This is a genomic window from Micromonospora sp. LOL_025, from assembly GCF_048060285.1.
Classification (GTDB): domain Bacteria; phylum Actinomycetota; class Actinomycetes; order Mycobacteriales; family Micromonosporaceae; genus Micromonospora.
In genome coordinates, this window is record NZ_JBHMIR010000007.1 from 269,684 (window position 1) to 278,892 (window position 9,209).

Consider the following 9,209-nt stretch of genomic DNA (forward strand, 5'->3'; position numbering starts at 1 on the left):
GAACGGCCGATCGACGCCGCGAGACACGCCGCGGCGGCGCAGATGCCAAGGAGGTCCTACATGTTCAGATTCCGTACCCGTCGCCGGCCGTGGGCGCTCACCCTCGCCGCGACCGCGATCATCGGCGCCACCACGGCCCTCGCGGTGCCGGTCCACCCCGAACCGGCGCAGGCCGGCATCGGGGGGATCACCTGGCAGGACGAGTTCAACGCGGCCGCCGGCACCCCCGTCGACCAGAGCAAGTGGCGCTTCGACATCGGCGGCGGCGGCTGGGGCAACAACGAGCGGCAGTACTACACCAACAGCACGAGCAACGCCGCGCACGACGGCCAGGGCAACCTGGTGATCACCGCCCGCCGGGAGAACCCCGCCAACTACCAGTGCCACTACGGCCGGTGCGAGTACACCTCGGCCCGGCTGCTCACGGCGGCGACGTTCACCCAGGCGTACGGCCGCTTCGAGGCCCGCATCAAGATCCCGCGCGGTCAGGGCATCTGGCCGGCGTTCTGGATGCTCGGCAACGACATGGGCAGCGTGGGCTGGCCCAACGCGGGCGAGATCGACATCATGGAGAACATCGGCCGGGAGCCGAACACCGTCTACGGCACCATCCACGGCCCGGGCTACTCGGGTGGCGGCGGCATCACCGGCAGCCGCACCATCGGCCAGCCGCTCGCCGACGGCTTCCACACCTACCGGGTGGACTGGGAACCGAACTCCATCATCTGGTACCTGGACGGCGTCGAGTTCCACCGGGTCGACCCGGGTCGGCTGGGCGGCAACCGCTGGGTGTTCGACCACCCCTTCTTCATGATCCTCAACGTGGCGGTCGGCGGGAACTGGCCGGGCTATCCCGACGGCTCCACGCAGTTCCCGCAGCAGATGCTCGTGGACTACGTGCGGGTCTCGGGCTACACCTCGGGCGGCAACCCGCCGCCGGGCACCACCGCGATCCGGGGCGCGCTCAGCGGACGCTGCATCGACATTCCCAGCGCCAACCCGGTCGACGGGGCCAAGCTGCAGATCTGGGACTGCAACGGCACCGCCGCGCAGGCCTGGACGTTCGCCTCCGACGGCACCGTCCGGGCGATGGGCAAGTGCATGGACCCGGCCTGGGCCGGCACGGCGAACGGCACCGAGGTCAACCTCGTCACCTGCAACGGCAACCCGGCGCAACGCTTCACGCTCAACGCCGCCGGTGACCTGGTCAACCTCAGCGCGAACCGCTGCGTCGACGTACGGGACCGCAACACCAGCAACGGGGGCAAGCTCCAGTTGTGGGACTGCACGGGCGACGCCAACCAGAAGTGGTCCCGCGTCTGATCCCTCGGGCAGCACGCGGATGCCGGCAGGGTCGGCCGGGGCACACCGCCTCGACCGGCCCTGCCGGCTCGCGCCCCTTCAGCGTTCGTCCTGCCGGTCCCGACCGCCGGCACGAGCGTGACAACCCGCTGCCCGGGTGCCTCACGGTGCTGGCGGCGCGGGCCGAGCTCATGGCGTTGCCGGTCGAGCGGCGCGTGGAGATCACCGACCCGGCGGTGCTGGGCGCGGCCGGCATGACCTGGGAGGCCCTCGCGGGCTGGCGGCAGACCGCGATGGACGCCGCGGCCTGGGAGGCGATCATCCCGACCATGGGCTACCTGGCCCTGCTGCGCAACCTGCGCAACTTCGACCGGGCCGAGGTCAGTGACGCCGTCGCCGAGGCGGTGGCGGCCAGGCTGGCCGATCCGGGCGAGGTCGCGCGGTTGCGGGTGCTGCCGATGCGGTACCTGTCGGCGTACAACGCGGCACCGAGCCTGCGGTGGGCGTACCCCTTGGAGCGGGCGTTGCAGCAGGCGCTGGCGCACGTGCCCGCCCTGGACGGGCAGACCCTGATCCTGGTCGACACGTCGGGGTCGATGAACAGCGCGTTCAGCAGGGACGGCACGCTGCGCTGCTGGGACGCGGCCACGGTGTTCGGCCTCGCGCTGGCGTCCCGCGCGCGGGACGCCACCGTGGTGTCGTTCTCCAACGCCAGCACGGTGTTCCCGGCCGTCGCCGGCGGGTCGGTGCTGGCGGCGGTGCGCCGGTTCAAGGAGGGCGGCTACTTCCACGGCGCCGGGACCCAGACCGAGAAGGCGGTGCGCGACCGATACGACCGGCACGACCGGGTGGTCATCCTCACCGACGAGCAGGCGCACTGGCACGGCGCGGTGGACGTCACGGCTGCCGTGCCCGCGCGGGTACCGGTATACACCTGGAACCTCGCCGGGTACCGGGTCGGGCACGCGCCGGCGGCCGGCAACCGGCACACGTTCGGCGGCCTCTCTGACGCCGCGTTCGCGATGATTCCGCTCATCGAGGCGGGGTCACGCGACCAGTGGCCCTTCTGACCCGCGTCGCGGCGTCGGCCCCGTCGCCCGGGGCCGGCGCCGGGGCACGGCCGGTGGACGACGCCCATTGACGGTCGTCTGCGCACGTTGCAAGATGCGGGCGCACCCGTCGTGGTGTGAAGCTCCGGTGATCCCTGGCGTACCGCGATCAGGAGGCCCAGCACTGTGAATACCGGTCTGTCGCTCGTGCTCTTCCCCATCGCGCTGGGCATCGTCATGCTCGGCCTCGGCCTCACCCTGACCACGGCCGACTTCCGCCGCGTCGTCGCCTATCCCCGGGCCGTGATCATCTCCCTGGTCTGCCAGATGCTGGTCCTGCCGGCCGTCTGCCTGGGCCTGGTGCTCGCCGCCGACCTGCGCCCGGAGTTGGCCGTCGGAATGATGTTGCTCGCCGCCTCCCCCGGCGGCAGCACCGCCAGCCTCTTCAGCCACCTGTTCCAGGGCAACGTCGCGCTGAACGTCACCCTGACCGCCATCAACTCGGTGCTCGCCCTGTTCACTCTGCCGGTGATCGTCAACCTCTCCGTCGCCGCGTTCATGGGCGCGGACAGCTCGCTCGGCCTCCAGTTCGACAAGGTGCTCCAGGTGTTCGCCCTGGTGCTCATCCCGATCGCGATCGGCATGGTCGTCCGGCAGCGGCGTCCCGCGTTCGCCGCGCGCATGCAGCGACCGGTGAAGATCCTCTCCATCGTGGTCCTCATGGTCGTGATCGTCGGCGCGGTGCTCGGCGTCAAGGACGAACTCGCCGCCACTATCGGCGCGGTCGGCCTCATCGCCCTGCTGTTCAACCTGCTCAGCCTGGCCATCGGGTACGCGGCGCCGCGCCTGCTGCGCGTCGGGCACCGGGATTCCGTCGCGTCGTCGTTCGAGATCGGCGTCCACAACGCCACCCTGGCCATCACGATCGCGCTCAGCCCGGCCCTGCTCAACAACACCGACATCGGTATGCCACCGGCGATCTACGGCATCCTGATGTTCTTCACCGCCACCGCCTTCGGCTTCGTCGCCGCCCGCCGATCCCGGGCCGCGGACGATCCGAACCGCCTGCCCGCCCCGACGGCGTGAGCGGGCATTGAGGCACACCGCGCGAGCGGCGGCGCGTCGTACCGCCGCTCGCGCGCGGCACCGAGTTTCCCCTGGTGTCCGGTCATGACGCCTGAGGGTCCCGACTTCACGGCCGGGCTGCCCCGCAAGCGCATGGGCGCCGGTCTGCTCATGACCGACTCCGCCGGCCGGGTCCTTCTCGTCGAGCCGGCGTACAAGACGTCGTGGGAGATTCCCGGCGGGTGCGTCGAGGCGGACGAGTCTCCACACCGGACGGCGGCACGCGAGTGCCGTGAGGAGCTCGGGCTCACCATCGAGCCGGGGCGGCTGCTCGTCGTGGACTGGGTCTCCCCGCGGCACCCCAGGACCGAGGGGGTCATGTTCGTCTACGACGGCGGCCGGCTGACCCCGTCGCAGGCCGCCCGGATCGTGTTGCCGCCCGCCGAACTGCGGAGTTGGTCGTGGTGTGACCGGCGGGAGGCCGACGGGCGGCTGGTTCCGGTGCTGGCCCGACGGGTCGCGGAGGCACTCGCGGCGCACGACGACGGCGTCACCCGCTACCTGGAGGACGGCTTCCGGGTGAGCTGACCCGTCCCGGATCCGCGCCATCCTCCCTGCCGTGGGGTCTGGACCCGCGCGTCGCCGACAGTGACCAGTGGTGGCTGTGCAAATACTGTGGGTTGGATAACTCGCTCCCCCCACCTCCACCCGACCGACGACCACGTCACCGCGCAGCGAGGAGACACGCCCGTGACCGGAGCCGCCACCCGCACCGAACGGGACACCACGTCGGAAGAGTCGGCTCCGGCAGGGGCGCAGTCGGTCCTGCCGGAGCTGCGGACGATGTGGTGGGAGACCGGGATGCAGGCGCGGGCGGAAGCCGGCCTGTTCACCGTGTTCGCCGAGCTGCCCCGGCTGGTCTGGACGGCGGTCCGGATCAGCTGGCGGGCCGACCGGCTCCGGACCTCGGTGGTGGCCGCCACGACGCTCGGCGGCGGGGTGATGGCCGCCTTCGGGCTGCTGGCCACCCAGCGGGTCCTCGTCGAGCTGTTCGCCGGGGGCCCGACCGCGGACAAGGTGATCGCCGCGCTGCCCGCGCTCGCCGTGCTGGCGGGGGCTACCGCGTTGCGCGCCGGCATGGGGATCGCCACCGGGTACGCGCAGAACGGGCTCACCCCGCGGGTGAGCCGGGAGGTGGAACGCGGCCTGTTCGAGATGACCACGGCGGTACGGCTGGAGGCGTTCGACGCCGACGCGTTCGCCGACGACATGGAGCGGGCCTCCCGGGGCACCGAGTCGACGGTCGCGCTGGTGGAGTCGTCGATGAACCTGCTCGCCGGGCTGGCCGGCCTGCTCGCCGTGGCGGTCGCCGTCGTCGTCATCCACCCGCTGCTGCTGCTGGCGCTGCTGGTCGCGACGCTGCCCAAGGCCTGGGCGTCGCTGCGGGCGGGGCACCTGCGGTACCGGACCTACACGGCCGGCTCGGTGCGGCGACGGCGGCTGTGGCTGCTGCACCGGCTGATGGCCGAGCGGGACTCGGCACCGGAGCTGCGCTCCTACGGGCTGCGTCGCTTCCTGCTGGACCAGTACGACCGGGTGATGGAGGTCGAGACCGACATCGAGCTGGCCCTCGCCCGCCGGGTCACCACGACCACCACGGTCGGGGCGGTGATCGGCGGAATCGCCACCGGCGCGGTCTACCTCCTGCTCGGGCTGCTGCTCGTCGACGGCCAGATCCCGCTCGCGGCGGCGGCGACCTGCGTGGTCGCGGTGCAGGCCGCGCAACGCTCGCTGGCCGTCGCCACCTTCCAGGTCGACCGCGTCTACACCGAGGGTCAGCACTTCAGCGACTACACCGGGTTCATGACCCGCGCCGCCGCCTACCTGCCCGACCCGGCCGTGGGCGGCGCGGCCCCCGGCCCGCTGCGCGAGCTGACCGTGCGGGAGGCCAGCCTGCGCTACCCCGACCGGGACACGCCCGCCGTCGACGGCGTGACGCTGACGATCACGGCGGGGCAGACGGTGGCGTTCGTGGGCGAGAACGGCTCGGGCAAGACCACCCTCGCCGCGATGATCGCCACCCTGCGCGCTCCCACCGACGGCGTCATCTGCTGGAACGGGCGGCCCCTGCCCGACTGGGACCTCGACGGGCTGCGGGCCCGCATCGCCGTGGTCACGCAGGAGTACCACAAGTGGCCCTTCACGGCCGCGACGAACATCGCCGTCGGCGACGTCGAGAGCGAGGCCCGGCAGGACCGGATCGAGGCCGCCGCCGCCCGTGCCGTCGCGCACGACATGATCCAGGATCTCCCCCACGGGTACGAGACGCTGCTCGACCGGACGTTCGCCAAGGGCCAGGACCTCTCCGGCGGCCAGTGGCAGCGCATCACCGCCGCCCGCGGCTTCCTCCGCGACGCCGAACTGCTGATCATGGACGAACCGTCCTCCGCCCTCGACCCGCGCGCCGAGGACGCCCTGTTCCAGGCCATCCGGGACCGGCAGGGTCGGGCGACCACCATCCTCATCACCCACCGGCTGGCCAACGTCCGGCACGCCGACCGGATCTTCGTCCTGCACGACGGCGCGCTGGTCGAGGCCGGCGGTCACGCCGAACTCGTCGCCACCGGCGGCCGGTACGCCGAACTGTTCGCCCTCCAGGCCGCCGGATACCACGACGACCACGCCCCCGCGCCACGGCAGCGCTGACCCGCCGTGGCCGCGGGACGGCACGCCGCACCGGCAGCCCCTGCTCGACGGTGCCGCCGTTCGGAGGCCAACCCGTTGCAGCCCGACGACCCGTGTGCAATCGATCACCCTGCGCGGTCGGCGCCTTCCTACGCTCCTGACACGGTCGTCCCGACGGAAGAGGAGACTCCATGAAGCGATGGCTCGCGGGGGCGTTGAGCGTCCTGGTGGCCACGGCCGGCGCCGTCACCGGGGTGGGCGCCACCGCCGCCTCGGCCGGCACCGGCTTGTTCTACCAGGTGGTCGACGCCGACAACGACCCGTACGCCGGCCTCTACCTGCGCAACTCGACGTCGATGGGCGACGTCGACCGGGTGTTGAGCCGGTACGTGCCGTACGGCGCGACGATCGAGCTGGTCTGCGGCACGTGGGGCGAGTCGGTGGGCCCGTACGCCAACCGGCGCTGGCACCGGGTCCACGTGCCGGACGGGTACGCCGGGGGTCAGACCGGCTGGGTGGCGGACCGCTACCTGAACACCCCCAACCGGGCCAACGAGCCGACACCCCACGAACCCGAGTGCGGGGCGCCGCCACCGCCGCCGCCCGCCCCGGTGGGCCTGTACGCCCATCCCAGGAACGATCCGGGCAACGCCACCTACCACTTCCGGTACACCTCGGCCGCGACCCGGTACGCCTACCTCGGCGACTGGTCGACCGGGAGCTGCGACTCGGCCGGCGCCTACAGCCGGATCAGGTCGCTCACCGGGAACAAGCCGATCGGCTGGATGGCCTCGTGGAGCGCGGCCCGGTACGCGCCGCTGTACTACCTGCACAAGGCCACGCTGGAGGAGAGGCGGCAGCTGGACTACGTTCTCCTGATCGACCCGGGTAACTACGGCGACATGGCCACCTGCGGCAACGGCTCCGGCGACGGCACCGCGGGCACCCCGTTCGACGCGGGCCGGGTGCTGGCGAGGTGGCTGAACGACAACCCCGACGCGCGGCTCGTGGTGGTCGACGGTGACTACACGCGCGCCGACGGCAGCGGCGGCATCCAGAACGTGCTGTTCAACGACGTCCGCAACCACGCCGGATCGGCGCGCGGACGGGTTGGCGTGTGCGAGTACGGCCTCGCCCACGATCCCGACTCGTTCCGCTCCGCGGAGTGGTACATCGAGCGGCCGATCACGAACACCTGCCCGCGCCTGGAGAACGACAACCATCCGCTCTACGGCATGTGGCACCCGTAGGCCGGACGCGACGACGCGGAGCCGGCGGACGTCCCCCCTTCGGGTCTCTCGCCGGCTCCCTCCCCGCTCATACAATCGAGTCGGCCCGGACAGGGCCACGGATGCGATCGGCGTTCACATGTCGCTGACAGCTCGACGTACGGACCGCGCCCCCTTCGACGAACGCGTGGCGTGGGTGCTGCGGGTCAACCGCACCCTCGGCGCCGACGGCCGATGGACCAGGGCCAAACGCTTCGCGGCGGCCTTTCACGGCGGCTCGTGGGGAAGGCTGCTGAGCGAGAGCAGCGTGTCGAGGTGGGAGACCGGCGGCAGCCGCCCGAGCCGGGCCGCGATCAGCCGGTACGAGGAGATCCTCGAACTCGACCCGGGCGAGATCACCGCGACGGTCGACACGATCCGGCGGTACGTCGGCACCCCCGGCGCCCCGGCCGGGGCGGGCACCACCAGCGATCAGGACGCCGCCGCCACGGCCGAACTCGACACGCTGCTCGACCGCGTCCTGTCCGGAGGGATCATGACGGGCGCCCGGTGGGACCGGCTCTCCACGCTGGTCACCGCCGCCCCGCACCTCGTCATCGCCCCGAGGTCGGCCCGGCAGGGCATCACGGAGCGCCTCGTCAGCGAGATGATCATCGCGCACGGTCGGCCGTGGCGGCAGCGCTTCGAGGCCCTCAACCGGCTGTTCGGCCACGAGACGCTGGGACGGGAGGCGGTCGCCGCCTGTGCGGCGTTGGCCGCCGACCGGGAGAACCAGATCTTCATCGAGACCGTCGGCGCCCTCGACGGCAGTCGTCACCCGGACGCCAGCGCTCACGTGATCGCGCAGCTGCACGACCCGACGAACGACCGTGCCCTGCGGGGCGCGCTCCTCGCCTGCCTACGCAAGGTGCGTTTCGGGCACTTCACTCCCGGTCAGCGCCGGGTGCTCGTGCCACGGATCGGGGACCTGATGCGGGATCCGCTCTTCCACGCCGACGCCGTTCCGGTCGCGGCCGTGCTGAATCCCCGCGCGGGTGTTCCATTCGCCGGCCTCGACGGCGTGGCCGCGCTCGATCCGACCGTCGGTCCGGAGACCGCCCCGGCACTGGCCCACCCGGTCCCGCACGGGGCGGCCGCCGTCATCCGCCGGGTCTTCGACGCCACGGTCGCGGGACTGCCGCGCGAGGCGCAGTCAGACGCCCGCGACGCGACGCTGCTCACGCTGATCGGTGAGATCCTGCTCCATCCCGCCAGCGACCGGCGCCTCTACGCGGCGATGCTCGTCGCCTCCACCCCGTACGGCACACCGCTGGCCGCCGCCCTCGCGGCCGAGCTCAGGCCCACCGCCGCCGACCGTGTGGAACTCAACGTCCGGCTGCTCGCGGGTCTGCGGGTGCTCGGCGGCCAGGCCGAACGGCCGACGGTCGAGCGTCTCGTCACCGCCGCCCGGTTGCCCCGCAGCGTCGTCGACGCCGCCGCGTTCGCGATCGGACACCTCCGGGGGACCAGCGACCGGGGGTTCTGGGAGGCCGCGCTGAGGCACCACGCGCACCGGTGGCGGGCCCGGCGCGACCCGCCATCGGCCGCCGCGCTCACCGGCATCGTCTACAGCCTCGGCATCGCCGGCCAACGGCGGATCCTGGCGGACGTACGCGACGACCCCGAGTCGCCCGCCCCGAGCCGGACCGCGGCACGCTGGTGGCTCAACCTGCCCGGCCACGTCTACGACAGTTCACGCCTCTGAGGGCGCGGGGCGGCACCCGCGCCACGAGGACGCCCGCCCCCGACGGGGGCCCGGCCCGTTACCTTTTTGATCGTCCCCAGCCGGGGACCCTCGGTCGCCCGGCCCGGTATGACTGCCTGCCCCTGTCGTTTGGAT

The 9,209-nt window shown here is 72.5% G+C and carries 7 protein-coding genes; all 7 read left to right on the top strand.

The annotated features are described in order from the left end of the window. The first annotated feature begins 60 nt into the window (after window positions 1–60). The 7 genes from ACFHW0_RS12875 to ACFHW0_RS12905 all read left to right on the top strand — a co-directional run bounded on the left by ACFHW0_RS12875 (window position 61) and on the right by ACFHW0_RS12905 (window position 9,074). Window positions 61–1,323: a ricin-type beta-trefoil lectin domain protein gene (locus tag ACFHW0_RS12875; protein ID WP_416607509.1), complete on the top strand. Its 1,263-nt coding sequence runs from the start codon at window positions 61–63 to the stop codon at window positions 1,321–1,323. Window positions 1,324–1,469: 146 nt separating this feature from the next. Further along, window positions 1,470–2,372, top strand: coding sequence for a TROVE domain-containing protein (locus tag ACFHW0_RS12880; RefSeq protein WP_416607510.1), 903 nt, complete (start codon window positions 1,470–1,472; stop codon window positions 2,370–2,372). Window positions 2,373–2,537: 165 nt separating this feature from the next. Beyond that, window positions 2,538–3,437, top strand: coding sequence for a bile acid:sodium symporter family protein (locus ACFHW0_RS12885; protein ID WP_416607511.1), 900 nt, complete (start codon window positions 2,538–2,540; stop codon window positions 3,435–3,437). Between the two features lie 84 nt (window positions 3,438–3,521). Continuing rightward, window positions 3,522–4,004 carry an NUDIX domain-containing protein gene (locus ACFHW0_RS12890; RefSeq protein ID WP_416607512.1) on the top strand — a complete coding sequence of 161 codons (483 nt, stop codon included), beginning with the start codon at window positions 3,522–3,524 and terminating at the stop codon, window positions 4,002–4,004. Window positions 4,005–4,259: 255 nt separating this feature from the next. Next, window positions 4,260–6,122, top strand: a complete 1,863-nt coding sequence (locus ACFHW0_RS12895) for an ATP-binding cassette domain-containing protein (protein ID WP_416607529.1) — start codon at window positions 4,260–4,262, stop codon at window positions 6,120–6,122. 170 nt (window positions 6,123–6,292) lie between these two features. Then, on the top strand, window positions 6,293–7,351 hold the full coding sequence (locus ACFHW0_RS12900; RefSeq protein WP_416607513.1) for a hypothetical protein: 1,059 nt from the start codon (window positions 6,293–6,295) through the stop codon (window positions 7,349–7,351). Window positions 7,352–7,469: 118 nt separating this feature from the next. Continuing rightward, window positions 7,470–9,074, top strand: a complete 1,605-nt coding sequence (locus ACFHW0_RS12905) for a helix-turn-helix domain-containing protein (RefSeq protein WP_416607514.1) — start codon at window positions 7,470–7,472, stop codon at window positions 9,072–9,074. Window positions 9,075–9,209: the final 135 nt, after the last annotated feature.